At 52.2% G+C, this 26,029-nt stretch carries 19 protein-coding genes and 1 other RNA gene; 10 read left to right on the top strand and 10 right to left on the bottom strand.

Features of this window, described 5'->3' with window-relative positions:
- The first annotated feature begins 178 nt into the window (after positions 1 to 178).
- Complete coding sequence (gene ligA / locus PsAD46_RS23680) at positions 179 to 2,371, top strand: NAD-dependent DNA ligase LigA (protein ID WP_208982005.1); 2,193 nt, start codon at positions 179 to 181, stop codon at positions 2,369 to 2,371.
- A gap of 58 nt (positions 2,372 to 2,429) precedes the next feature.
- On the opposite strand, the gene PsAD46_RS23675 is transcribed toward ligA, so the two are convergent.
- Together PsAD46_RS23675 and PsAD46_RS23670 are read right to left on the bottom strand one after the other, a co-directional pair.
- Positions 2,430 to 3,041, bottom strand: coding sequence for a hypothetical protein (locus PsAD46_RS23675; RefSeq protein WP_057465734.1), 612 nt, complete (start codon positions 3,039 to 3,041; stop codon positions 2,430 to 2,432).
- A gap of 216 nt (positions 3,042 to 3,257) precedes the next feature.
- Complete coding sequence (locus tag PsAD46_RS23670; protein ID WP_208982004.1) at positions 3,258 to 3,755, bottom strand: DUF4142 domain-containing protein; 498 nt, start codon at positions 3,753 to 3,755, stop codon at positions 3,258 to 3,260.
- A 371-nt stretch (positions 3,756 to 4,126) separates the two neighbouring features.
- Between PsAD46_RS23670 and PsAD46_RS23665 the strand changes: the two genes are divergently transcribed.
- From PsAD46_RS23665 to PsAD46_RS23650, 4 genes are all read left to right on the top strand, one after another.
- Positions 4,127 to 6,565 carry a UvrD-helicase domain-containing protein gene (locus PsAD46_RS23665; RefSeq protein ID WP_063307994.1) on the top strand — a complete coding sequence of 813 codons (2,439 nt, stop codon included), beginning with the start codon at positions 4,127 to 4,129 and terminating at the stop codon, positions 6,563 to 6,565.
- A gap of 74 nt (positions 6,566 to 6,639) precedes the next feature.
- Positions 6,640 to 8,457 carry a sodium:proton antiporter gene (locus PsAD46_RS23660; protein ID WP_063307993.1) on the top strand — a complete coding sequence of 606 codons (1,818 nt, stop codon included), beginning with the start codon at positions 6,640 to 6,642 and terminating at the stop codon, positions 8,455 to 8,457.
- An 89-nt stretch (positions 8,458 to 8,546) separates the two neighbouring features.
- The gene (locus PsAD46_RS23655) at positions 8,547 to 9,449 is read left to right on the top strand and encodes a 50S ribosomal protein L11 methyltransferase (protein ID WP_063293890.1); all 903 of its coding nucleotides are present in this window, start codon (positions 8,547 to 8,549) and stop codon (positions 9,447 to 9,449) included.
- A gap of 681 nt (positions 9,450 to 10,130) precedes the next feature.
- Positions 10,131 to 11,951, top strand: a complete 1,821-nt coding sequence (locus PsAD46_RS23650; protein WP_063293889.1) for an aminopeptidase P family protein — start codon at positions 10,131 to 10,133, stop codon at positions 11,949 to 11,951.
- Positions 11,952 to 12,010: 59 nt separating this feature from the next.
- Here the strand turns inward: PsAD46_RS23650 and PsAD46_RS23645 are convergent, their stop codons facing one another.
- The 4 genes from PsAD46_RS23645 to PsAD46_RS23630 form a co-directional block, all read right to left on the bottom strand.
- A complete protein-coding gene (locus PsAD46_RS23645; RefSeq protein WP_057465740.1) occupies positions 12,011 to 12,334 on the bottom strand; it encodes an AzlD domain-containing protein in 324 nt (107 codons plus the stop codon).
- Positions 12,331 to 13,080 carry an AzlC family ABC transporter permease gene (locus PsAD46_RS23640; RefSeq protein ID WP_063293887.1) on the bottom strand — a complete coding sequence of 250 codons (750 nt, stop codon included), beginning with the start codon at positions 13,078 to 13,080 and terminating at the stop codon, positions 12,331 to 12,333. Before PsAD46_RS23640 ends, PsAD46_RS23645 begins: the two co-directional genes overlap by 4 nt.
- Before the next feature lie 189 nt (positions 13,081 to 13,269).
- The gene (locus PsAD46_RS23635) at positions 13,270 to 14,139 is read right to left on the bottom strand and encodes an AraC family transcriptional regulator (RefSeq protein WP_057465742.1); all 870 of its coding nucleotides are present in this window, start codon (positions 14,137 to 14,139) and stop codon (positions 13,270 to 13,272) included.
- A gap of 89 nt (positions 14,140 to 14,228) precedes the next feature.
- Entirely contained in the window at positions 14,229 to 15,869 is a 1,641-nt protein-coding gene (locus PsAD46_RS23630) for a chloride channel protein (RefSeq protein WP_063293886.1), read from the bottom strand.
- Between the two features lie 309 nt (positions 15,870 to 16,178).
- On the opposite strand from PsAD46_RS23630, the gene PsAD46_RS23620 reads away from it, so the two are divergent.
- Both PsAD46_RS23620 and PsAD46_RS23615 read left to right on the top strand, forming a co-directional pair.
- Complete coding sequence (locus PsAD46_RS23620; RefSeq protein ID WP_063307992.1) at positions 16,179 to 17,600, top strand: FAD-linked oxidase C-terminal domain-containing protein; 1,422 nt, start codon at positions 16,179 to 16,181, stop codon at positions 17,598 to 17,600.
- Between the two features lie 172 nt (positions 17,601 to 17,772).
- A complete protein-coding gene (locus PsAD46_RS23615) occupies positions 17,773 to 21,849 on the top strand; it encodes an AsmA-like C-terminal region-containing protein (protein WP_063293883.1) in 4,077 nt (1,358 codons plus the stop codon).
- Here PsAD46_RS23615 and PsAD46_RS23610 read toward each other — a convergent pair.
- From PsAD46_RS23610 to ssrA, 4 genes are all read right to left on the bottom strand, one after another.
- Positions 21,842 to 22,063 carry a ribbon-helix-helix domain-containing protein gene (locus tag PsAD46_RS23610; protein ID WP_063289922.1) on the bottom strand — a complete coding sequence of 74 codons (222 nt, stop codon included), beginning with the start codon at positions 22,061 to 22,063 and terminating at the stop codon, positions 21,842 to 21,844. The two genes, PsAD46_RS23615 and PsAD46_RS23610, sit on opposite strands and share 8 nt — an antisense overlap.
- Before the next feature lie 9 nt (positions 22,064 to 22,072).
- Complete coding sequence (locus PsAD46_RS23605) at positions 22,073 to 22,282, bottom strand: DUF4169 family protein (RefSeq protein ID WP_063294089.1); 210 nt, start codon at positions 22,280 to 22,282, stop codon at positions 22,073 to 22,075.
- 57 nt (positions 22,283 to 22,339) lie between these two features.
- A complete protein-coding gene (locus tag PsAD46_RS23600; RefSeq protein WP_063307991.1) occupies positions 22,340 to 22,951 on the bottom strand; it encodes a ClpXP protease specificity-enhancing factor SspB in 612 nt (203 codons plus the stop codon).
- A 127-nt stretch (positions 22,952 to 23,078) separates the two neighbouring features.
- Positions 23,079 to 23,434: a transfer-messenger RNA gene (gene ssrA / locus PsAD46_RS23595) on the bottom strand.
- Positions 23,435 to 23,706: 272 nt separating this feature from the next.
- On the opposite strand from ssrA, the gene PsAD46_RS23590 reads away from it, so the two are divergent.
- Genes PsAD46_RS23590 through PsAD46_RS23580 form a run of 3 tightly spaced genes read left to right on the top strand, consistent with a single transcriptional unit; the run spans position 23,707 to position 25,963 of the window.
- Positions 23,707 to 24,501 (top strand): thymidylate synthase, encoded by a 795-nt coding sequence (locus PsAD46_RS23590; RefSeq protein WP_063307990.1) that lies wholly within the window; start codon positions 23,707 to 23,709, stop codon positions 24,499 to 24,501.
- A 29-nt stretch (positions 24,502 to 24,530) separates the two neighbouring features.
- On the top strand, positions 24,531 to 25,355 hold the full coding sequence (locus tag PsAD46_RS23585) for a manno-octulosonate cytidylyltransferase (RefSeq protein WP_063307989.1): 825 nt from the start codon (positions 24,531 to 24,533) through the stop codon (positions 25,353 to 25,355).
- Entirely contained in the window at positions 25,352 to 25,963 is a 612-nt protein-coding gene (locus PsAD46_RS23580; protein WP_063307988.1) for a histidine phosphatase family protein, read from the top strand. The genes PsAD46_RS23585 and PsAD46_RS23580 overlap by 4 nt, the downstream gene beginning before the upstream one ends.
- The last annotated feature ends 66 nt before the right edge of the window (positions 25,964 to 26,029 follow it).

The following is a 26,029-nucleotide window of genomic DNA, read 5'->3' as shown; positions in this document are numbered from 1 at the left end:
TACTTAGGAACGCAGGTTTCACGTAAAAAACGCAGATCAACGCAAAATCACACAAAGCAACGCAAACTGCGCAAAGTCATGGACCAACTTTTCTCGGGTCCAGAGTAATTCCTGTCTAAATCTTAACTGTTCTGGCTGGTGTGTTATTCCCGGTGGCGATAAGACTAATGCCCAGTTGATGATTAAACAGGTGAGTAAACCGGTGAGCCTTGCTGATACCTCTCAAAAAGAAATTGAAGCCCTGAACGCGGACGAAGCTGCGCTGGAGCTGGAGCGGCTGGCGGGGCTGATAGCTGAGTATGATGCGGCCTATCACACCAAAGATGCGCCGATTGTTGATGATGCGACCTATGATGCGCTGCGCCGCCGGAACGAGGCTTTGGAAGCTGCTCATCCGGAACTGGTGCGTGCTGACAGCCCGAGCAACCGGGTTGGTGGTGCTGTTGCGGAAGGCTTTGGCAAGGTCACTCACGCCGTGCCGATGCTCTCATTGGACAATGCGTTTTCTGATGAGGATGTGCAGGACTTTATTGGCAAGGTGCGTCGCTTTTTAAAGTATGATCCACTGATGGGCGCCCTTGCAGTGACGGCTGAGCCGAAGATTGATGGCCTTTCCCTTTCCTTGCGCTATGAGAGCGGCAAACTGGTTTATGCCGCAACCCGTGGTGATGGCACCACGGGTGAGAATGTGACAGCTAATGCGCTGACCATTAAGGATATTCCGCAGGTGTTGCCTGCGGGTGTGCCGGATGTGGTTGAGGTGCGCGGTGAAGTTTACATGAGCCATGCGGACTTTGCGGCGTTAAACGCCCGAATGGAAGCCAATGGTGGCAAGGTGTTTGCCAACCCGCGCAATGCAGCGGCAGGATCATTGCGCCAGCTGAATTCTGAGATCACCAAGACACGTCCGCTCAAGTTCTTCGCCTATGCCTGGGGCGATATGAGTGAAGTTCCTGCTGATACGCAGATGGGCATGGTGGAACTGTTTGGCAAATGGGGTTTCCAGATCAACCCGCTGATGAAGCGTTGCGAGAGCGCTGAGGAACTGTTGCGCGTCTATCATGGGATTGAGGAGGATCGCTCCGGTCTTGGCTATGATATTGACGGCGTGGTTTACAAGGTGGATCGGCTGGATCTGCAGGGGCGCCTTGGCTTTGTATCGCGCTCACCGCGTTGGGCGATTGCTCATAAATTTCCAGCAGAACGCGCGTTTACAACGCTCAATGCCATTGAAATTCAGGTGGGACGAACGGGTGCTCTGGCTCCGGTTGCAAAGCTAGAACCTGTCACGGTTGGCGGTGTTGTGGTCTCTAATGCCTCTCTTCACAATGAAGACTACATCAAAGGCATTGGTCAGGATGGTGAACCCATCCGAGATGGCAAGGACATCCGTGTTGGTGATACGGTGATTATCCAGCGTGCTGGTGACGTTATCCCACAAATCGTGGATGTGGACTTGGGTAAGCGGGCTGAAGATGCAGCTCCGTTCGAGTATCCCGTGAACTGTCCGGCCTGTGGTTCTCATGCCGTTCGCGAAGTCAATCCGAACTCTGGCAAGGTTGATGCTATTCGCCGTTGTACAGGTGGATTGATTTGCCCAGCGCAAGCGATTGAGAAGCTTAAGCATTTCGTTTCCCGTAATGCCTTCGATATTGAAGGACTGGGCGAGAAGCAGGTGGAAGCGTTTTACGAATATGACATGGATAAAGGTGGGATCCGCACACCAGCGGACATCTTCACATTAGCGGAACGGGACAAGAGCTCGCTCAACAAACTGCGGTCTCGTGAGGGGTTTGGTGCTGTTTCTGCGCGCAAGCTGTTTGAAGCTATTGATAGCAAACGGCAAATTGAACTGAACCGTTTGATTTTCGGGCTTGGTATTCGTCATGTTGGAGAGGGAAATGCCAAGCTGCTGGCTCGGGCGTACTCTTCCTGGAGTGCTTTTTCTGATGCCATGATTGCAGCAACTGATGCAACTTCAGAAGCTTACCGTGAACTCAATGACATTGACGGAATTGGCGGTACGGTTGCCAATGCTCTGGTCGTGTTCTTTGCAGAGGAACATAACCGCGACGCGCTTGCTGCGTTGATTGATCAGATCACCCCGCTTGATGTGGTTGTTGCTGATAGCTCTGACAGTCCCGTTGCTGGAAAAACACTTGTGTTTACAGGTAGTTTGGAGCGCATGAGCCGGGATGAGGCGAAGGCACGTGCGGAAAGTTTGGGTGCGAAAGTGTCTGGTTCTGTTTCCAAGAAAACTGATCTGGTGATCGCGGGTCCTAAAGCCGGGTCCAAACTCACCAAAGCGCAAAGCCTTGGTGTTCAGGTCATTTCAGAGGATGACTGGTTCGAGTTGGTCGGCGATCAATAAGAAGAGAGCGAGGGAGTTGCTAGGCTCCTCTCGCTGCATTGGTAGACTTGCGGCGAGCCTACTTCTGCGCCAGTGTTGCTCTTAGGCGGACAGATGCTTCGGCGCGTCCGCCGATATAGAGCATCATGTTCTTGCCATCTGTCTGCACGCTCATGGGGATGGTTTTCTCGATCTGCTTTTTCAGTGGGTCGTAGTCTGCTTCAGCTTTTTCAAGTGCTTTCAGAGCACTGTCGTATTCCTGGATCTTCTTTTTGACTGCAGGCTGGAGCTTGAGCAGCTTTTTGAGCTCTTTCGCTGTATCGCGATAGTTGGGATCAGTTTTGGGGTCTTTTTCCTGCTGCTTCAGCTGGCTTTCGAGCACTTTGAGCATTTTGTGTTTTGTCGAGATATCCTCTTCCAGTGACTTTGAGGCCTGAACAAAACGGAAGGTTCTTGCTTTCTCTTTTTCAAGTGCGGCAATGTTCGTTCTGGCTTTCTTCATATCCGGTGCGTCTTCAACATGATTGTCGTAGGTCAGTCGGATGGCTGCCTTGCCCTGGAAAATGAGTTTGTCGAAGCTTGCAGTGTCCGTCGCGTGGATGTTCATCCGACGTCTGATTTCAGCCCAGATGCTTGTGCGGTTTTTATAGAAATCATCGTAGTTCTTATATCTGCAAATGACCTTCGGCATATCTCAAGCTCCATTCCAGTTGCGGTCAGATGTTCTCCAGAAGCAACATCCTTGGCTAAGAGAGTGGGCAGGAAATCTTAGCAAGATCTCTCGGGAGACAGCGATAATTGAGCCAAATTTGAAGATGTGATCGTTGGGTTGGCTGAATTTGACAGGAAAACACCAGTGGGGCCGGAGCGCACCACTGGTGTTTTCTGAGATGTTTGAAGGAGTTGCCTAGCCGATTTGCTTGCGGATCTCTGCCAGCATCGCCAGATGGGTATGAATGAAAGCGACCAGAATGGTTGCTGTAGCCACATCCACGTTCACAGGTTTTTTACCGGATTCCGGTGATTGAACCTTCAGCAAGTCCTCATGACCAGTGATTTCAGCGGAGATGTACAGACGGTCAAAGTCCTCACCGTTTTCGGCCTCCAGCTTCTTGTAGATGTCTTCCAGAGCGGCGGGACGCGGGGGAGGTGTGGCGCCTGTGGATTCAATCACTTTTGAGACCGCAGTTTGTTCTTCGCTTTCCAGCTCTGCAAACTGGCGCACCAATGGATTGCTGGCCTTCATTGTCGCCATTTCACTGATGGCAAGTGAAAAGGGGCTGATTGTCAGCGTCTTGTTGGTGTAATCGGTGGAGCCGTGGTGGTTGGCCTGGGCGGAGGAAACCAGAGCAGGTGCTGCCAGTAAAGAGCCGGAGATGCCAATGAGGGCGTTTCGGCGTGTCATGTGTAACTTACCAGTATTCATAGTTTTTCTTTCAGGTTGTTACAGTGTTGTTTGTCTTTCGGAAGTGAAGATATTCCCATTGCTAAGCTGAGTTATTCTCGTTGGCAGGTATACGCATACTTCCTCTTTAAAACACTAAAGGGCCTCCCGGATTTCAAGTAACTCAGAACAAGCTTGATAAAACATCACAGAGCAAAGCTGGCGTGAGGCAAGAGTTACTGAGTGAAGATGCCTTGCCCTACAAAACGATGTGTATCTCTTTGCTGATGCCTCGCTTCTTCAATGTTGTTGCTATATTGTTCCTCGTTAAGTATTGGAGATTCTCCCTCTGATTTGAGAGGGGTATGCGTTCAAAGGATCTAACGAGCTCAATGGCAAACTCTTCTGGCCCACTTCATCGCGGAATACCTGCTCACCCTGCTGATCCTCTGGCTGCACCACAGCCCAAGGCAGGTGGTATCGCAGCGAGGGCCATGGCTGCACGGCAAACCAACGCCCCAGCCTACATGGAAGGATTGAATGCAGAACAACGACTTGCTGTTGAGACGATCAACGGACCAGTGCTCGTTCTTGCAGGTGCTGGCACTGGTAAGACACGTGTTCTGACAACGCGTATTGCACATATTCTGGCAACGGGTCATGCCACTCCGGGGCAGATCCTTTCTGTGACTTTCACCAACAAAGCTGCCCGCGAGATGAAAACGCGCATTGGCGCTTACATTGGTGATGGCGTTGAAGGCATGGCCTGGCTCGGCACGTTCCACGCCATCTGCGTGAAGATTTTGCGCCGCCATGCTGAGCTTGTTGGATTGAAGTCGTCCTTCTCAATTCTGGATACGGACGATCAGGTTCGTTTGATCAAGCAGATCATTCAAGCGGAAGGACTGGACGAAAAACGTTGGACTGCAAAGACATTTGCCGGGCTGCTGGACAGCTGGAAGAACCGCGGGCTTACACCCTCTCAGATTTCAGCTGGTGACGCACAGGCCTTTGCTAATGGCTTGGGGCGCAAGCTTTATGAGACCTATCAGGAACGACTTAAGATCCTGAATGCCTGTGATTTTGGTGATTTGCTGCTGCATTGCATCACGATCTTCAAAGAGCATGATGACGTTCTGAAGAGCTTCCAGCATCGCTTCCGTTACATGCTGGTGGATGAGTATCAGGATACCAACATCGCGCAGTACATGTGGTTGCGTCTGCTGGCGCAGGGCAATCCGAACGTGGCCTGTGTTGGCGATGATGACCAGTCCATTTATGGCTGGCGTGGTGCTGAGGTTGATAACATCCTGAGATTTGAGCAGGATTTCCCGGGTGCTGTTGTGGTTCGTCTTGAGCGGAACTATCGCTCGACCAGTCACATCCTATCTGCGGCTTCTCATCTGATTGCGCACAATCAGGGCCGTCTTGGTAAAACCCTTTTCACTGACCAGATGGGTTCTGACGAAGAAGAGAAGGTGCAGGTTACCTCGGCCTGGGATTCTCAAGAGGAAGCCCGCTCCATTGGTGATGAGATTGAAGCCCTTCAAAACCATGGGCATTCTCTGAATGAAATGGCCATTTTGGTGCGTGCGTCCTTCCAGATGCGCGAGTTTGAAGACCGGTTCGTTACGCTCGGTTTGAACTATCGTGTCATTGGAGGCCCGCGCTTTTATGAGCGTATGGAGATCCGCGATGCATTGGCTTATTTCCGTTGTGTGATGCAGACGTCAGACGATCTGGCTTTTGAGCGTATCGTGAATACGCCGAAGCGCGGGCTTGGTGAAGCGACGCTGAAGATTGTGCATGCTTATGCGCGAGAACGCGCTATTCCGCTGATGATCGCTGCGGAAGAGTTGGTGCAGACCAATGAGCTGCGTCCGAAAGCTCGTGCTGCGCTCGCGGATGTTCTTGGCATGTTGGAGAACTGGCGTAATCAGGTTGAGACCATGAGCCATACGGAGCTGGCGGAGATCATTCTTGATGAGAGTGGTTACACCCAGATGTGGCGTCAGGATCGGTCGGCTGAAGCGCCGGGGCGTTTGGACAACCTGAAAGAACTTATCCGCTCGATGGAAGAGTTTGAGAGCATGGCTGGGTTCCTTGAGCACATCTCGCTGGTGATGGATAAAGACAGCGATGCGGAAGAGGATGCGGTCTCGATTATGACGCTCCATTCTGCAAAAGGCCTTGAATTTGATAGTGTTTTTCTTCCCGGTTGGGAAGAGGGTGTGTTCCCGAACCAGCGGGCATTGGATGAAACCGGACAAGCTGGTCTGGAAGAGGAACGGCGCCTTGCCTATGTGGGTCTTACCCGTGGCCGCAAGCGTGTGAAAGTGTGGTTTACCTCTAACCGCCGCATTCATGGCTCGTGGCAGTCCTGCATTCCTTCGCGGTTTCTTGATGAGCTACCTGCAGATAGTGTTGAGGTTGTTGAGGCCTCCAGCTCTTACGGTGGGTATGGTCTGAATAGTGCTGGTGGTGGTTATGGCGCCAGCCGGTTTGACAACAGTGATCCCTTCCAGAGCAAGTACTCTACGCCGGGTTGGCAGCGGGCGCGTAAGGCGCAGGCGTCTGGTCAGCAGTATGGCAAAATGCATGGCGGGAACCAGAGCCGCCGTGCCAAGAAAGCTGGTCCGATGACTATTGAAGGAGAGCTGGTTGCCAAGAGCGTTAATGAAGCAGGAAGCGATTTTGCGATTGGTGAGCGGATTTTCCATATGAAGTTTGGTTATGGATTAATCGACGACATCGAGGGGAACAAGCTCACCGTCGACTTTGAAAAAGCTGGCCAAAAGAAAGTGCTCGATAGCTTTGTTGAGCGGGCATAAGCTGCAACGCAAGCGTTAATTACCTTTAGGGTAGATTGTGCTATCTCTCTTCTAAGTTGTGTTGGGAGGTGGCAATGAATGAGGTGGTTCTCGCGCTTGCAATGATTGGTGTGGCGGGCGTTGGTGCACAATGGCTTGCCTGGCGATGGTCTTTGCCTGCGATCGTTCTTCTGCTTGTTGCTGGCTTTCTCATTGGTCCTGCCACGGGTGTTCTCAGCCCAACTGCGTTGTTCGGTGATTTATTGCGTCCAACTGTTGCGCTTGGTGTTGCCGTTATTCTGTTTGAAGGCGGTCTTTCTCTTAACTTTCAACGTATTGGCGGTGTTGAGAAGGCGGTTTGGCGGCTCGTTCTTTTGGGCGCTTTTATCGCGTTTTTGTTGGGCGCATTGAATGCCCACTATATCGCAGAGCTGAGCTGGCCTTCGGCGCTGGTGTTTGCTGCAATTCTGATTGTTACCGGTCCTACTGTTATTATTCCCCTTCTGCGTCAGGCGCGGTTAGAGCGACGGGTGAGTTCGCTGCTGCGCTGGGAAGCAATTCTTGCTGATCCACTTGGTGCGCTGCTCGCGGTGTTTATGTTTGAAGGGTATCTGGTTTATCACGGCGACCATGGTTTCTGGGTCCTGGCGATCCGGGCTGTGGCTGGGCTGCTAATTGGCGGTGTTGGTGGCTGGGCGCTGGGGCGTGGATTGATCTGGCTGTTTGTTGGTGGTCGCGTTCCTGAATTTCTCAAAGTACCGCTGATTTTTGTGAGTGTGATGGGCGCTTATGCGCTTTCTGATCTGGTGCTGGAGGAATCCGGTCTGCTGACGGTGACGGTTCTTGGGCTGGTGCTTGGTAACTCTCGTCTTGCCAGTCTTGAAGAGCTGAAACGGTTTAAGGAAGCCGTCACGATCATTCTGGTGTCTTCGGTATTCATTGTTTTGACGGCTTCAGTTCAGCTCGGCAGTCTTGCGGAGTTTGGGTTGGAGGATTTGGCATTTATTCTGGTGCTGTTGTTTGTGATCCGGCCTATTTCGGTTTGGGTTGGAACCATTGGTGCTCACTTGAGCTGGAAAGAACGTTTGCTGGTTGGGTGGATTGCGCCACGCGGTATTGTGGCTGTCGCGGTTTCTGGCTTGTTTGCAAGGTCGCTTGTTGAACATGGGGCTCCTGATGGAGAGCGGTTGGCGGTTTTGTCGTTTGCCGTTGTGGTTGCAACTGTTTTTGCGCACGGGTTTTCGCTTGGGCCGTTTGCGCGGTGGCTCGGGCTTTCCAGTCATTCCGGGCCGGGTTTGCTGATTGTTGGGGCGAGCCGGTTTAGCGTGGCGCTTGCGACCAAGCTGAAAACGCTGGATGTTCCGAGCCTTACCGTTGATCGCAACTGGGGTAAGCTGCGGATTTCGCGCAATGCCGGGCTGGCAAACCATTATGGCGAGGTTCTTTCCGAGGAAGTTGAGAATGAGCTTCCGCTTGAAAATTACAGCGTTTTGCTCGCCGTGACCGACAATGATGATTACAACGCGCTGGTGACTACAAACTTTGGACCGCTTATGGGACGAGGGGAAGTGTATCAGTTTGCACCCTCAGAAGAGCAAAGCGAGAAGGAAAAGTTTCGCCGTGTTGTGACGCTTGGCGGTCGTCCCTTTCTGACACCAGAGCACAGTTATAATGACCTTGAAACGAAGATCCGTGAAGGCTGGTTCATCAAAGCCAGTGAGTTGACAGATACTTATGGCTGGACCGAGTTTCAGGAGGCTTTGCCGGAGACGGCTATTGTGCTGATGTTGATAGACCCGACCAAGAAGCTTCGACCGCTGAATGGCACCAAGCCTGCGATGCCGATTGCTGGTTCAACAATACTTAGCCTTGTTCGCTGCGAATATGCGGCAGAGCGCGAGAAAACCTCGTGAGTACTGGCTTTTCGATGCTGCACCTTCTATACGCCTAGGCAAAGGTTTTCACTGAGTTTTGATAGCTCATCGTAACTAAGGGATTTTGCATGGACACGATCCGGGTTCGCATTCCGGCACCTGAGGCTGAAGCAAAAGCACTCTCCGATATTATGGAGGCACGCTTTGAAGATGACGGGTTCCCAGTTGCCGTCTTTGAAAGCTCCAAGGACGGAAAAACTTGGACCGCAGAAGTGCTGGTTCTGGAATCTACGGTTGATGACGCAATCAATCTGGTTGAAATGCGTTTGTTTGATCAGTTTGAAGGCGGCGTTATTCCAAGCTTTGCTGAAGTTGAGGCGCTGCCTGACATCAACTGGGTTGCCAAATCCCTTGAAGGTTTGAAGCCGGTTCGTGCGGATCGGGTTATCGTTCATGGTGCGCATGATCGTGATGCTGTCGGCCAGTCTGACATTGGTATCGAGATTGAAGCAGCACAGGCTTTTGGTACCGGTCACCATGGTACGACTGAAGGTTGCCTGTTGGAGCTTCAGCGCTTGTTGAAGCGACACAAATACCACCGTATGCTTGATTTAGGCACCGGAACGGGTGTTCTGGGCATTGCACTTGCTAAGCTGACCAGCTCTGAAGTTCTGGCGACCGATATCGATCCGATTGCAGTGGAAGCTGCGATTGATAATGCGCGTAAGAACAATGTAGGGCCTCACTTCAAAGCTTTTACCGGTGCTGGTGTAGATGACCGCCGCTTTAATGAGTTTGGTCCGTTTGATCTGGTTGTTGCCAATATTCTTGCAAGACCATTGATGCAGATGTCCGCTAAACTGTGCGCTCACCTTGCGCATAAATCTACGCTGGTTCTGTCCGGCTTGCGGATTGAGCATGGTCCACGGATCATCTCGGCGTACGGACAGCAGGGATTGAAGCTTGTGCATCGCCGCGAGATTGAAGGATGGCTGACGCTGACCTTTGCCAAAGGCAATTGGGACTCGTAAGGTCTGACAGATTGCTAAAGCAGTTCGCATTTAAATGGAAATACATGAACTGCTTTAGCCTTTGTTTTTGCATATCTTTCTCCGAAAACCGGTTTCCACTTTTCGGAGATACGCTGCAATAATTCTGAACCCTCATTGCTGATGCAGTGAGGGTTTTTTTGATGTCTGATTGAAATGCAAAAAAACAAAAAACCTTTGCTTCCTGATCCGGCAAATTGGGAGGAAATTGCCGGGGAAGCAAAGGTTTTTTTGTGTGCCAAGCAACTGGGAGGAATTTGCTTAGCTTGCTAGATACTGGGAGGAGGTATCCAGCTATATGAGTGGCATTTCTAGCGCTTTATCAGCAGCTGATGGATGCCGGCCATTTTTGTCGTGCAGATCACTTTGGGAGGAGGTGTGATCCACCGGTTTGCTTTGGGAGGGAAGCGCCCCGTCGACAAGAGGAGTTATCTATTATTTTAGTTTGTAAAAAAAGAGATAGTTTCGCATGACACTTATGCGTTTTTTGCATGTCTCTGTATTGTCATGATCTGAAATTGCATGGAGAACATAGCAGATCTGCGTATAACGCATGGATTGTGTACTTCTGTATCCCCATCGTCTGAATTGAGAGTATAAATTCCTCTTAGGAGCCGTGTTTGTGTGGTTGAGTTGCGTGACGATCGGCATTAGCCTTCCGGCATGTTTCAAAGCTTTGACACAGTAAATGATAAATCTCGTGGGCCGGTTCGGTTGGCCGCTCTGCGAGACGAGCTGGCCTCGCGTGGGCTTGATGGCTTTTTGGTGCCGCGGGCAGATGCTCACCAAGGTGAGTATGTTCCTGATAGTGACTGCCGCCTTGAGTGGCTGACGGGTTTCACCGGCTCTGCTGGTATTGCTGGTGTTCTCAGTGACAAGGCAGCTGTTTTTATTGATGGCCGCTACACCATTCAGGTGCGAGATCAGGTAGATGAAGAGGCGTTTGCCTATCGTCATCTGATTGATGAGCCGCTGACGGGCTGGCTTCGTGAGAATGCGGCAGAAGGCCAGAAGATCGGGTACGATCCGATGTTGCATCCTGTTCGTCAGGTGCGCTCCCTGAAAGCTGCCTGTGAAAAGGCTGGTGCACAGCTGGTTGCTATTGAAAGCAATCCTGTTGATGCCGTTTGGAGTGATCGCCCGGAAGCGCCGCTTGGTGCCGTGAAAATGCACGGGATGCAGTTTGCTGGTGAAAGTGCTGCAGACAAGATCAAGCGTATTGGTGAGTTGATTGCTGGAAAAGAGGCGGATACAGCGCTTCTGACACAGCCAGACTCAATTGCGTGGCTGTTGAACATTCGCGGTAGCGATGTGATGCATACGCCGCTGCCACTGTCTTTTGCTTTGGTACCGACCAACGGCAAGCCATCGCTGTTTATTGATGGACGCAAGCTTTCCAATGAAGTGCGTGATGAGCTGAGCGCTCTTGCTGATATTGCAGGACCGACAGAACTTGCACCTGCATTGAAAGCATTGGGTACTGAAGGCAAACGAGTGCTCATTGATACCGGTCTTGCGGGTCAGGCTCTTTATGATGCGGTTGCTGACAATGGCGGCCATGTTGTGGAAGGGCAGGAGCCAACTCTGCTGCCGAAGGCTGTTAAAAATCAGGCTGAGATCGAGGGCACAAAAGCTGCGCATCTGCGTGACGGTGTTGCCTATGCTGGCTTCCTTGCATGGTTTGAGAAGACGGCGCCTCTTGGTGGCCTGACTGAAGTTGTTGTTGCTGAAAAGCTTGAGGAGTTCCGCCGTGAGACGGGTGCTTTGAAGGACATTTCCTTTGACACCATTTCAGCGGCTGGTCCTCACGGTGCGATCTGTCACTACCGTGTGAGCAACGATAGCAATCTGCCGATTGAGCTGAACAGTGTGTATCTGATCGATTCTGGTGCGCAGTACGAGGATGGCACAACAGACATCACACGTACGCTTGCTGTTGGAGCTGTGACTGCTGAGCAGTGCAAACACTTTACGCTTGTTCTGAAGGGCCATATTGCTATTGCGACCGCGCGTTTTCCTGTTGGGACGACCGGCTCACAACTGGATACTCTGGCTCGTATCGATCTTTGGAAGCAGGGTCTCGACTTTGACCATGGCACTGGCCACGGTGTCGGCTCTTATCTGGGCGTGCATGAAGGTCCGCAGCGGATCTCCAAAGCTCCAAACAGCATCGCGTTGAAGCCGGGTATGATCCTTTCCAATGAGCCGGGTTATTACCGGGCTGATGAGTACGGCATCCGGATTGAGAACCTTGAGCTGGTGACGCCTGCTGCTGCCATTGAGGGTGGTGATCAGAAAATGCTCGGTTTTGAGCCGCTGACGCTGGCACCGATTGACCTGCGTATGGTGGATACCAAGCTTCTCTCCGCGTTCGAGCTGAACTGGCTGAATGCTTACCATGCTCGTGTGCGGGAATTGGTTGGGCCACTGCTGGATGGTGAGACCAAAGCATGGCTGGAAGAGGCGACCCGTCCGGTTTCTTAAACCGTTCCTGCTTCTCTTTGAGATAAAGAAAACCCCGCTTCATGGAGCGGGGTTTTTGTTTAGATGACAGTGAGTGCCATTCTGAGCACGACAACACTGACAACACCGAGTGTCATGGCTGCGAGCATTGGCAAGCGTAGGGCTGCAATCGCGGTGATGGCTGTTGCCGCGGTCTCTGCGATGCCGGTTGCGAAGGCTGTTGGGGCGACGACCGACATGAGGATCGCTGGCGGAACGGCTTGCAAGGCTGCCTCAGTTCTGCCTGAGAAAGTGACGAACTTTGTCAGCACCAGCCCTGCGATGCGGGTCAGGTAAGTTCCTGCTGCCATTGCCACAATGGTGAAGAGGACAAGCGGATCAACTGCGAAGACTTCTGACATCATGACTGAAGTGCCTCCGCAGGTTTCTGGAGCCCGTTGGTTTTTTCGTCATATTGGACTGCTGCGGCGATGACGCCTGCGATTGCGCCAGCGATTATGTACCAAGCACCTGGAACGAACTTATGGGTGAGAACTGCCGCTAAACCGCTCGCTGCGAGGACTACGCCAGTTTTGCGGCCTTGCCAGAAGCCCATGACCAGACAGATGAAGAGAGCGGTGAACGCAAAGTCCAGACCGTAGCGGGATGGGTCGCCCATGACTGCGCCTATCAGGCTTCCGACCACTGTTGCGACTTGCCAGGTGATGAACAGGGTCAGGCCAACACCGAGATAGAAGCTGAAAGTGGTGTGATGCTTGATGGCGCGCTGTTCAGACAGAGCCCAGACCTCATCGGCCAATATGAAGAAGCCAAGGTATTTTTGCAGGGGTGTCCAATGGCCGAGTTTGGGGGCAAGGGACGCACTCATAAGCACGTGGCGCAGGTTGATCAGGAAAGTGGAGAAGGCAATGGTGAGCCACGGGAGTGGGTCGGCCCACAAATCCAGCGCAAGAAACTGAGAGCCGCCTGCAAACACGAAGGAGCCCATCAGCAGGACTTCCAAAGGAGACATGCCCTTTTGTGCTGCGAGCGCGCCAAACAACAGGCCGATGGGTGTCGCGGCGAAAATCAACGGGAAGAATGTTGTTACACCGAGGAAAAATTCATTGGGACCAGCGTTGATCGCTGATTTGTTCTGATTGCTTTTCACAAAACCCTCCTAGAGCCTGTTGCGCTCATTTGTATTCACGCTCACGCTCTAATTTCTTTACTTTCAGCGAATTCTTGTCGTTTGATTGAATTCAATTAAACGGAACGCGCTCCAGAGCATGGAGTGCTTTTAAGTCAGAGAGGCCGATGTCGTCTTGAATGAAATTGCGCTTCTGGTATGCCGCTGTGATTAAATGGAAATCACAGATCGCTGGAAAGCTGCTGGTGTGGTGCCAACACGGGATTTGAACTGCCGTGTGAGATGGGCCTGATCCGCAAAGCCGCAAAGGGATGCCGTCTCGCTTGGAGAGGTTCCACGGACAAGCAAGCGTCTGGCGTTTCGTACCCGCACATCAGTCAGGTAGGCGTGCGGTGTTTGTCCTGTCGCTTTTTTAAAGGAGCGGATGAGGTGATACTTTGAGCGGCCTGAGATGTTTACCAGATCATCCAGATGCACGCTGCCCATGAAGCTTTCTTCCAGATACTCCCGCGCTCGTTTGATTGCGACGGGATCTTTTGATCCGGTGATGTTGTCAGTGAAGCTGCCGTGTTTTGCGAGCATCTTGGCGAAGATCATATAGAGCGGTTCTTCGGCTTCCAGATCAATGGAGCGGTTCTGTATGGACTTGTGCGCTTCAACGAATTCCTGACAGAGCTCGGGGTCATGGACACAGGCCTCCGGGAAAAACGGTGTTCCGCTTTGTGGTTTGTCCGTCAGATCCTCAGCGATCTTCTGCAACAGTGAGATGCTGGGGTAGGTCATCCGGTAGGTGTAGCCGTAGCCCTCCGGTATACCGTCATGAAGCTCGAATGGGTTGACGAAGACCAGATCTCCGGGACCTGCGAATATCTGCTGTCCGCGTTGCCAGTAGCACTGACAGCCCGAGAGAATGCCACCAACAACGAATGTGTCGTGGGTGTGAGGTTCGTAAACATGGGTTCTGAAACTTGCCGCAAGACATTCCAACCCATCAAAGCGAGGCGCACACCAGAATTGTGCGTTCTCTCCCGAATTGAGCGGAGTTGCTTCTAAGGCAATTTTTTGAGTAACCGGCTTCATAGACCCAATTTATCCAGCGAAGACAAGGATGTCTTGAATGAGATTGCTGTTTTTTACGGATGGGTCAATGGAGATTATCTGGGGTTTGGCTAGCGGTGCTCCTCAACATTCGCCTGAATGAGAGCTGAATTGAAGTAACGCAGAGCCTTCACGTGACTTGCGTAACCAATAACTTCCGCTGGGTTCTTGGGGTCAATGACGGGCAAGGTGGACTTGCCTGCATCATCGAAGGTTCTTAGCGCTTTTTCGAGCGTGTCGAGCGGTGCAAGGAACGGTTCTTCTGACTCTGGGTCGAAGGTGGTATCGGAGTCCGGCCTAGGTGGATCTGCGAAATCTTCAACATGAACAATGCGGACGAGCCATTTGTGGGCACCGTCTTGCAGCATGACACCGCGCATTTCCAGCTGCCAATGGAAGTAGGAACGACCATGAATTGCCTGATTGAGGCCTGTTGAAATGGAGACAGCGATCAGCAGTGCAATGGACAACTCGTAACCACCTGTCAGCTCGAACACGATCATGGTGGTTGAGATTGGTGCGCCAAGGACGGCTGAGGCGACCGCTCCCATGCCTAAAATAGCGTAGAGGCCGTGGCTGGAAGCCATTTCGGGCAGGTGATTTGCCGCGATCAGACCAAAGGCACCACCCGTCATCGCTCCCAGATACAGCGAGGGTGAGAAGATGCCACCACCGAAGCGCGAGGCGAGCGTGATGGCTGTTGCTACTGTTTTCACGACGAGTAGCGAGAGCATCAATGTGAGCGGTAGTTCTGAGTTGAGCGCTCCATCGGTTGCCTCATAGCCAACGCCAATGATTTCCGGATAAAAGACAGCGATTGAGCCAACCAATGCGCCGCCGATGATCGGGCGGAGCCAGATTGGCATCTTGATGTTTCTGGCAAGCCAGTCTGAGCCGATCAATGCAAACTGGAATGAGATGGCAACAATCGCGCAGATGATGCCGAGCAGCACAAAAGCCGGGAATTCCCAGTATGTGTTGATCTGGTAGTGGGGCAGGATGAAGGCCACGGCTTCGCCAAAATAGAGGCGAGACACCAGCGTTCCCATGGCTGATGAGAGCACGATTGGAACGAAGGCAGACATTGCGTAGTGTCCGAGGATGACCTCATGCGCGAACAATACGCCTGCGATTGGTGCGTTAAAGCTTGCAGAAACTGCACTTGCGACACCTGCAGCAAGCAGGATACGCATTGTTGAATCAGGGAGTTTCAGCTTGGAGAAGACGGAGGTGCCGAGTGTGGCGCCAAGATGAACCATAGGGCCTTCACGACCAGCACTGGCGCCACTGCCAAGTGAGATGACTGTGATGAGCGCGGAGCTGAGGCCGGGCCAAAAGGGCAGGCCGGTTCCACCATGAGCCCGTGCTTCAATCACGTCTGCTACGCCGCCGGCACGCTGCTTCTTCTGGATTGTTTGCAGAAGAAGGCCAACAATTGCGCCGCCTATTACAGGTGCCAGAACAATGACATACCATGGTTGAGCGTTTGCCGCGCTGATCATGCGTTCGGAGACAGTGCCGAGCGATAACCATTGAACCAGCCCAATGCCAATGCGAAACAGGATCGCAGATCCGCCCACAGCTGCCCCGATGATCAACGCAAGGAGCCAGACAAGCGGGAGCCGCGATGACATGAACAAACGTAAGTTAGGTTCGACCCATTTATAGGCTATGCGCATTGCGATTTTCAGCGGGTTAGCTTGGTTAGGCATAATAGATTAAGCGATACGACAATGAATGATTGGCATTGTCTTTAACGAGATTCCCCGGCAAACGCCAATCAGGATATGCTCTGATCATCTGATTTTGGATCATTATTTTCGATAAGCACTGAGAAACACTTAAGGAGCTTCTTCAGGTCCGTTGGCTTGTGTGGCAATCGTCTTGCTAAAAGCTCAATTATGCTGGCCATGCAGAATACTATAATTCCAATAAATACCGAGTCGTGTCTCGAAGTTTCGACTATATGCTTGGAGGTGTGCTTCCGGGGGGAAGTATCTGGAATATAAAGGAGGTCTGCCATGTCTCTGACGGGGATGCAGCTGAATGTTACACGCAATGCCGAGGGGATCGACAAAGCGATTGCGCTCTTGAATGAGAAATTTGGTGACCGTTGCCAGACATCCATGAGCTTGCGGAAGCAGCACGGGCATACGACATCATGGCTACCAAACCAGCCGCCAGATGCTGTTGTCTTTGCACAGTCGACTGAGGAAGTCTCTGAAATCGTAAAGCTTTGTGCTGACCTACGTGTGCCGGTCATTCCGTTTGGCAGTGGTTCTTCTTTGGAAGGGCATCTGAATGCACCGGGGGGCGGTATCTCGCTGGACCTCTCTCAGATGAATGAAGTTGTTTCAGTTCATGCTGAGGATTTGGACTGTGTGGTTCAGCCGGGTGTGACGCGCAAGCAGCTTAATGCTTATTTGCGTGATACTGGTTTGTTTTTCCCGATTGATCCGGGCGCTGATGCCACTATTGGTGGCATGACGGCGACGCGGGCTTCTGGCACCAATGCGGTGCTTTATGGGACGATGAAGGATATGGTTCTGGCGCTGACGGTTGTCATGCCTGACGGGACCATTGTGAAGACTGGAAGCCGTGCCAAGAAATCGTCTGCTGGATATGATCTGACGCGCTTAATGGTTGGCTCGGAAGGTACGCTTGGGGTGATCACTGAGATTACGTTGAAGCTGAAGGGTATACCTGAAGCAATTTCAGGTGGAATTGCCTCTTTCGATAGCATTGCGGATTGCTGCAACACGGTTATCGAAGCGGTGCAGTATGGCATTCCCGTTGCCCGTATGGAGCTGTTGGACACACTGACCGTCCAATCCGTTAACGCCTATTCAAAGCTGGATTTGCCAGAATCACCGTTGCTGCTTGTGGAATTCCACGGCTCTGAGGCTGGTGTGAGAGAACAGGCTGAGCGGTTTGGTGAGATTGCGGCTGAAAACTCTTTGAAAAAATTTGAATGGGCGACCGATCCTGAAGAGCGCAACAAGCTTTGGGCCGCGCGGCATGACGCTTATTGGGCTGGCCTTGGTCTGGCACCTGAGCGAACCGGACTGTCGACAGATGTCTGTGTGCCAATCTCTCGTCTGGCCGATTGTGTGACGGCTACACACGATGATATCGAAGAAAATGGCTTGATTGGTCCGATAGTTGGCCATGTTGGTGACGGCAATTTTCATGTGCTTGTGTTGACGGACCTGAATGAGCCTGAGGACATTGCCAAGTCTGAGGCGTTTGTTGAACGTTTGAATTATCGTGCAATTGAGCTGGGTGGAACCTGTACTGGTGAGCATGGTGTAGGGCAGGGCAAGATGAAGTATCTGCCTAAGGAACATGGTGCAGGGGTGGCTGTGATGGCTGCCATCAAGCGTAGTCTTGACCCGCTGAATATTATGAACCCCGGTAAGATTTTTGCCTTAGATACCGAGTAAAGAAGTGCCGTAAATACGCACTTGCTTCGTTCCGTTCGGAAACATTGCCTTAAGTCGTTGCTGTCGTCTTGTTCCTGCTGTAATTCACATAGACAAACAAGTGTTTGCATGCAGCTCATAGGCGGACAGCGCGGCAAGGCGTGAGGTTCGAAGTGGGTAAAGGAGCTTAACGTTGAATTCGGTTTACATCACCGTCGGTGGGACTTTGATCTTGGCGCTGGTCATCGCGCTTGTTGGCCCTTTGGTCATCGATTGGTCAGCTTATCGTTCCCTGTTTGAAAGCTATGGTGAGAAAGTTCTGGGGCATCAGGTGACGATCCTCGGTGAGACCGATGTCCAGCTGCTGCCTGCTCCCTACGTGAAGCTCTCTGACGTTCGTGTTGGTGCTGTCGAAGATCCGTTGATGACGATCAAAGGATTTGAAGGCCGTATTGAATTGCCTTCGCTTTTGCGCGGAGAAGTGCACGTCACTGAGATGAAACTCAACGAGCCGGAGCTTAACCTTTCTCTTGATGAGGAAGGCCGTCTTGATGTTTTGCAAACCAACTCCCGCCGTTCCGTTATTTCTGAAATCGACCCGACCTCGCTTATTCTGGAAGGCGTGAGCGTTCAAAATGGATCTGTCGTGCTGACTGATGCACGGACGGGCGAAGTACGCCGCGCAGGCAATGCGAACCTTGAGCTTTATGCTGGCGGTTTGCAGGGGCCTTTCAAAGCGGAAGGCGCGATGCTTTATGAAGGTGTGCCTTACACGCTGAAAATTGGTAGTGGCCGTGTTGAACGCAATGGTCAGATCCGGGTTAAGACGCAGGTGTCTCCTGCAAATGTTGCAGCTCAATTCTCAACGGATGGTTTCCTGACACACCAGAACGGTGTGGTCTCCTATTACGGAGATGCCGAGGTTCAATCTGTTGTCAGTGAAGGCTCTGATGCGCTGGAATGGGCTGGGAAGAGTAAGTTTAATCTGGACGGTGAGCGGCTGGAACTGACTGAGAGTACTTTGCGTCTTGGCTCAGAAGATCGCCCGATTACCGCTGAAGGTGGCGGTATTTATAGTTTTGGTCCAGAGCCAGAATTTCAGGCTGTTGCTCAGTTTAAACAGGTTGATCTGGACCGAATGATTGGTGGTGGGCCACAGCGTCCGCTGGTTCCGACTGATGCTGTTTTGACGCGACTGGCTGGCGGCTTGCAGTCTCTGCCCTTGCTGGATGTGAAAGGCAATATGGATCTGACCGTGCCTGTTGTGGTGGCGGGTGGTTCTGTTGTTTCCAATCTGAGTGCCTTACTTGAATCGACTGGCACTGGCTGGAAGATTGATGAGCTCTCTGGTGAGTTGCCGGGTCGTAGCCTCTTCAAGACCAGTGGTTACCTGGAGCTGCGCGGCTCTGCCGGCTATCAGGGGGATTGGGAGATTTCTTCCCGTCAGCCACATCAGCTGGCGCATTGGTGGTTGGGGGAGCGGAAGGATGCTTCCAAACGTTTGTCTCCTGTTGCGTTGAGAGGCCGTGTTGAAGCAGGTTCCGGTGCTCTGCGACTTCCTGATTTGCGGATTGATGCCGGAGATGTGCGCAGTGTTGGCTTGATTTCATTTGAGCATCCACTTGATCGCAGCCCGTTGATCACCGTTGATATGGATAGTGACCGCGTCAATCTGGATGAAATCCAGCGTTATGTGGAAGCGTTTACGGGTAAGAAGATCAAACCCAGTGCGGTTGATATGTCCATGCGGCTTTATGCAGATGAGCTTGTTGCCAGTGGCGTGAAAGCAAAAAGCATGGCCGTGAGTGCGAGCCTGAGCCGGGATGCGCTTTCAATCGAGCAGCTGAAAATCCGTGATTTTGCTGGTGCTTACATTGATATGAAGGGCCGCATTGATGACCTGAGCACGACACCACAGGGGAACATCAAAGGCACGTTGACAGCATCGTCTCTGACTGGAGCGGTTGCTGTTTTGGAAGAATATGCACCTGACCATCCGTTGATTGAGCGCTTGAAAACAGCTGCTCCGGATCTTGCACCCGCCAGCCTTAAAGCTGAGCTTTCTGCCTATGCTGAGAAGGGGCGGACGGATATGTCTTTGAACCTTTTTGGTGAGGTTGGCGTCAGTGATCTGGATTTGAATGGTACATTTGAAGGCCGCATTGATGATTTCGCAGAAGGTGACCTTTATGCGGAAATGACGCTTGGTGGCAAAGATGGCGTCAAAGTGCTTCGACAGCTCGGGTTTGAGGCTATCCCAATCACGCAACTGCAACCGGGAGAGGTTCGTCTTTCCTTGTCTGGCAGTCCGCGCGATCAACTGGCCTTTGGTTTTTCCAGTGACCTTGTTGGGTTGAAGATCCTCTCCGATGGCACCGTGCGGATTCCGAACCGGTCTGCTGCTGTCTGGTCTGCCAAGGTTGCGTTGCAGTCTGATGATCTGGCGGATTATGGACTGGCATTTGGCAAGATTTATCCAATTTACTCCGGTCCTCTCAAAGCGAACCTGAGTGGTCAGCTTGAAGGACGCGGGCGGGACTTCAAACTCTCAGATCTGAAAGGCCAGCTGGCTAATATGGATCTGTCTGGTGATCTTGAAGGTACTTTGAAGAAGGGTGGACCTTTAGAAGCATCCGGCAAGCTGGAATTGTCTGAGCTTGATATGCGCAGTTTGAGTGAGCTGCTGCTGGGAGCCAATGTTTGGGCCGGTGTGCTTCAGGAAGATTCTGTGTGGTCCTCGCAGGCGCTGGGGCAAGGCCTTGCTGATGGTGTGGATCTGACCCTTGATGTGAAGAGTGATCGTGCTTTGTTCAGTGATGAGTTCCGACTGGACGCCGCCAGTGGTCAGCTTCGGCTGCGTTCAGATCAGCTGTCTATCAATGAAGGTACTGGCCGGTTTGCAGGCGGTGAGTTTTCTGGTGCTTTCGATCTGCGGCGGGATCAGGGGCAGGCGACTCTGTCTGGCCGGTTCCGTTTGGATGACGCTGACTTTGAAGAGTTGGCCTGGGCTGACGAAGGTCGTGCTTTAGCCACTGGTAAGCTGCAGGCAATTGCTGAGTTTGAAGGAAACGGGCGTACAATCTCCGGTCTTGTGGCAGGTCTTTCAGGTGGTGGTACTTTCAGCGTCACTGATGGTGTAATTCGCCGGATCAACCCAGCGGCCTTTGACCTCGTGATCAAGGCAGCGGATGCAGGTCTTGAGCTGGATGAGGCTGCTATTCAAAACACCTTTGCGGACCATCTGGATGCGGGCTCTATATCGTTCAACCGGGTTGACGGGTCCCTGGGCATTGCCAGTGGGCGGATCCGGGCGCGTAACATCTCCGTTGATACTGCCGGGACCACGCTGTTTGGCTCTGCGCTTGTTGATCTGGAGAAGTGGGCGCTGACGGGCGATGTTTCCATGAAGACCCGTGACGAGGCGCAAAAGGTTGCGGGTGCGGAGCCTCAGGTCGCTATCTTGTATTCTGGTCCGCTGGAAAACCCAGTGCGCAAACTGGATACGGGACCTTTGCTCTCCTACCTCAATCTTCGTGCGATTGAGCTGAATGTGAAACGGATTGAAGAAGAGCAGCGCAAGATTGCTGAGCAAGAGCGCATGCTTGATGAACTGAAGAAAAAGCGGGAAGAGGAAGCCGCCCAAAAGGCGCAGGCTGTTGAGGACGCGGAAAAGGCTCGGCAAGCCGAAGCTGCTGCTGCAGTTGAACGTAAGCAACAGGCGCAGGCAGACAAAGAAGCGAAAGCCCGTGCTGCCCGCCTGGCAGCTGAGGAAGAAGCGCGCAAGGCAAAAGCGGTTGAGGCTGTGAAGCGGGCTGAGGAAGCTCACAAAGCAGCAGAGGCGAAAGCTGCTGCGGAAGCCAAGGCTGCGGCTGAAGCGCAAGCTAAGGCCGACGCTGAGAGCAACAAGAGCACTGTACAGGATTTTAGTGCGCGTATTCGGTCTGTTCTTGATGGAGACGCCACTGCAAAAAAGCCCGTTAACCCCTCTGTTGCAATTGTTGATCCGCCCAAACCGAGAGCGAAATCCAGCCTACCTGCATTGGAAGCTCCGGTGACCATTGGTGGCGTGAACGAGGCGACTGTGCCAGCGGGAGAGGTTGACCTGCTTGGGCCTATCATCCAGTCAGGTGCTCCGAAAAATCTTGGTGTGCTTGAGGCAGGCAATGACAATCAGGTCTTGCGTGGACCGCTGCCTGATTTACAGGCTGATGAGCGGGGAGCGCCTAAGTTCATTGAGCTGCCAGGTGGTCGCCTGCTGCAGGTTAACTGACCAGTTGGGTCTGAAAGTGTTTGAGCACGGCGACGCGGATGCAGCTTGAGAGGTTGTTTTCTGGGTTTCGCTCATCATCGATTGAGGCGATGGTCGCGGTAATGTTCTTGCCCTGACTTCGCGCAAAGTCTTCCAGCCCAGACCAGAACTCCGGCTCCAGCGTGATGCTGGTTCTATGTCCGTGTAGGGTGATCGAGCGTTTCTTGAGGCTCATAAGGATGCCTCACTCTTTATCTGCTGGTGATGAAGAAGAGACGGAGGCCAACTTGTGACCTTCAAAGCGTTTTGTCTGCAGGTCTGCTTCTGCATTTTCCTGAGATTTTTCGGCTTTTGAACGCCCAAACTTCCGGCGGTTTTCCGCAGCGGAGCGGGCTTTGCTGTCTCTGGCCTTTTGTTTGCGGGCCTGACGCAGGTTAACAACGGTCGCGCTCATACAATCACCCATTACATGACGTTGATGAGCCGACCGCTCTTATCTTGGTCGGAAGGATCAGCTCTTCTTGCGGAAAGCATCCAGAGAAACAACCTGCGCACTTCCGTTGTCATCTTTGGAAGTCTCGTCAGAGTCAGTTTTCTCTTTCTCGTCCTCAGAGTCTGAAGCTGTCTCTTCTGTTTCGGAAGCAGCTGCGTTAGCTTCTTCTTTTTCGTCCTGTTCGACAGCCGATTCCAGACGTGCATGGAACTCTTCCACAGAGTCCAGATCACGTTCCGCAATGCGGAATTCTGCAGGCAGTTCTTCACCGGTTTTGCCAGGCTCAAACTCAAGAGCGAACTGGACAGACGGATCGAAGAAACCCTTGATTGCAGAGAACGGAACATACAAATGCTCCGGAACACCACCAAAGGACAAACCAACCTCGAAAGCGTGCTCAGTGATCTGCAGGTCCCAGAACTGGTGCTGCAGCACGATCGTCATTTCTTTCGGGTAACGTTCCCTTAAGCGGTTTGAAATCTTGACGCCAGGGGCCGTGGTTTCAAAGGCAATGTAAAAATGGTGCTCTCCGGGAAGTCCTGCCCGGTTGACCTCAACCAATATCTTTCGGACTGCGTTTCTCAACGCGTCCTGAATGATGATGTCATAGCGGATTAAATCTTCAGCCATGTCCGGCACCGCTCATCCTTTGCGTTCTTATTCGGCCTAACTATAGCGTAGAGGCGACAAAAAGGCCTGTCTTTTATTTCTATACCTTGAATAGGCATAGAATAAGGAAAGAGCCTTTTAACACTAAAGTGGAGGCTTCTGTTGCCAGGTGCCTCCGAACCCCGCCTGAAGGTGCTAACCAACGGGACTTAGTGGACTACCGGAACTGCATTACGCAGCTACAGCGTTGTCCATAGCGTAGTTGTCATTTGCAACTATCATTTTGGTCCGATAACGGTGGTACCATGCCGAGCAAAAACAAAGCCTTTACGCCCTCGTCGATCCTGTTTCGCCCCCCCGAAGACCGCTGGAGTACAACGGGCTTTGGTGGAGGCGCCGGGTACCGCCCCCGGGTCCGAATGGTTTATTGCGCTCGCAATTTATTGCCGTAGCCAGCGAACTGGCAGGGGGAATATAGGTGCACGCACTGGCAAATGGAAGGGCAAAAGCTATCGGTTACTGTCGCAGGGCTAAGAGAACCTGTTGACAAAGCGGCATATTCACAGGCCAATTTGAACAAGTGGTGGTGTTGAAGATTTGTAAATGACGCTTTTGCGGGGATTTGCCTAAGGCGGAAGCGCTCAAGCTAATTTCCCGGTCTTTTTATCGACGGAAGCTTGGGGTAAGACCCCGTATGCAAGATGGCACAGAGGCGATTTTCGGTAGATTGGCTATACTGTGCGCGACTCGAATCGTAAAACAGGAGATGATCCTTCGTGCAGCAATATCTAGAGCTGATGCGCCGTATCATGGATGAAGGTGTGGTCAAGGAAGATCGTACCGGAACAGGTACCAAGTCTGTCTTTGGTCATCAGATGCGGTTTGATCTGTCCAAGGGCTTTCCGGTTGTTACGACCAAGAAATTGCACCTGAGATCTATCATTCATGAGCTGCTCTGGTTTTTAGCGGGTGATACCAACATCAAGTACCTTAAAGATCATAAGGTGCGCATCTGGGACGAATGGGCAGATGAGAATGGCGACCTGGGGCCTGTCTATGGTTATCAGTGGCGCTCCTGGCCTAAGCCTGATGGTGGCTCTATCGACCAGATTGCCAATGTGGTGAAGCAGATCAAAACGAACCCGGATAGCCGCCGGTTGATCGTTTCTGCCTGGAACCCTGCGCTTGTTGACGATATGGCGCTGCCGCCTTGTCATTCGCTGTTCCAGTTTTACGTGGCAAACGGCAAGCTTTCCTGTCAGCTCTACCAACGTTCTGCAGATGTGTTCCTGGGTGTTCCGTTCAACATCGCTTCTTATGCATTGTTGACCATGATGATTGCACAGGTTTGCGATCTGGAAGCTGGTGATTTTGTTCATACGCTTGGTGATGCGCATCTCTACTCAAATCATATGGAGCAGGCTGAGCTTCAGCTTTCCAGAGAGCTGCGGGCCTTGCCTGTTATGCATATCAATCCAGAAGTGAAGGATATCTTCGGGTTCTGCTACGAGGACTTTGCTTTGGAAGGTTATGACCCGCATCCACACATCAAAGGTGTTGTTGCGGTCTAGTTGTCTTTGGTTTTTTAAAAGGAGTTCCCATGCGAACCCTTATTTGCGTTCCGGCGCGTATTGGATCAACTCGTTTCCCGCGTAAGCCGCTGCACCCAATCAGTGGTCGCAGTTTGCTGGAGCGTGTTGTGCAGGTTGCTCGTGTTGCGGCGAAACAAACTGGTTCTGACTATGTGGTCGCGGTGGACCATGAAGAGGTTGCCGAGCATTGCCGCCATATCGGTGCGCCCTTTGTGATGACTGATCCGGAGCATCCATCGGGTACGGACCGAGCACTTGCTGCCTCCAGAGTGCATGGCACGCATCCTGAGTTCGTTTTAAACCTGCAGGGTGATGCGCCGTTTACACCGCCTGAGCATGTTTCTGCGTTGATTCAGGCTGCTGCAATGCGTCCTGATGCGGATGTGTTCACGCCTGTTATTCGGCTGGACTGGAACGGGTTGGACGAGCTCCGTGAGCACAAGAAGGCTCATCCGTTTTCCGGCACAACTTGTGTGCGCAGGGATGATGGAACGGCTCTGTGGTTCTCCAAGAATATTCTTCCGGCCATTCGTAAAGAAGAGGAACTGCGGGAGAGCGACAAGCTTTCTCCTGTCTTCCGCCATATCGGGCTTTATGGCTACCGCGTTGACGCGCTTGAACGCTTCAACGAGCTTGGGCTCGGGTACTACGAGCAGATGGAAGGGCTTGAACAGCTTCGTTTTCTGGAAAACGGTATGGTTGTTCATGCGGAAGAAGTGCAGCCGCCTAAACTTTCCATGTCTGGTGTGGATACGCCAAGCGATGCGGAGCTTGCTGCACAATTGATTGCTAAATTTGGCGACCCGTTTGATCATTTGGAGACTGGCCTTTGACGCGCGTTTACATTCTTAGACACGGCAACACTTTTGATAAGGGCGATGTTGTCACTCGTGTTGGTGGCCGTACAGACTTGCCTCTCAGTGTTTCTGGTCTGGGTCAGGCTGAGAAGCTCTCTGAGCACTTTGCTGATCAGGGTGTGAGCTTTGATATGGCGTTTTGCTCTCCGCTGCAGAGAACGAAGCAAACAGCGCAGATTGCACTGAAAACGCAGGCTGAAGAGGTTGATTTGAAGGTTCTGCCGTTTTTGGTGGAGATCGATTACGGCCCGGATGAAAATAAACCCGAGGAAGAGGTTCTGGCCCGGATTGGTGACGAGGCTCTTCGTGCATGGGAAGAAGAAGGTGTGCCGCCGAATGGCTGGCACATTGACCCGCACGCTGTGATTGGACGCTGGCAGGAGTTCTTTGCATCTGCTCCCAAGAAGTTCCCAGGTAAGACCCTTCTTGTAGTGACCAGTAACGGGATTGCACGCTTTGCATTGAAAGCACTGGCTGATCAAGGTGCTGGTGCTGATTTGAAACTGAAGACAGCGGCCTATGGTGTGTTCGATGTTACAGACGAAGGCCTGCCGTTAATGCTTAGTTGGAATGTGAGGCCGTAGGTTCTTTCCTGCTGCCTGAACTGGTTTAGATGGGAGCTTGATGCTCTCATCAACTGAGTACGACTT

The sequence above is a fragment of the Pseudovibrio sp. Ad46 genome, from assembly GCF_001623065.1.
GTDB lineage: Bacteria > Pseudomonadota > Alphaproteobacteria > Rhizobiales > Stappiaceae > Pseudovibrio.
Note: the sequence above shows the minus strand (reverse complement) of the source record. Positions and strands in the feature narration are given on the sequence as shown.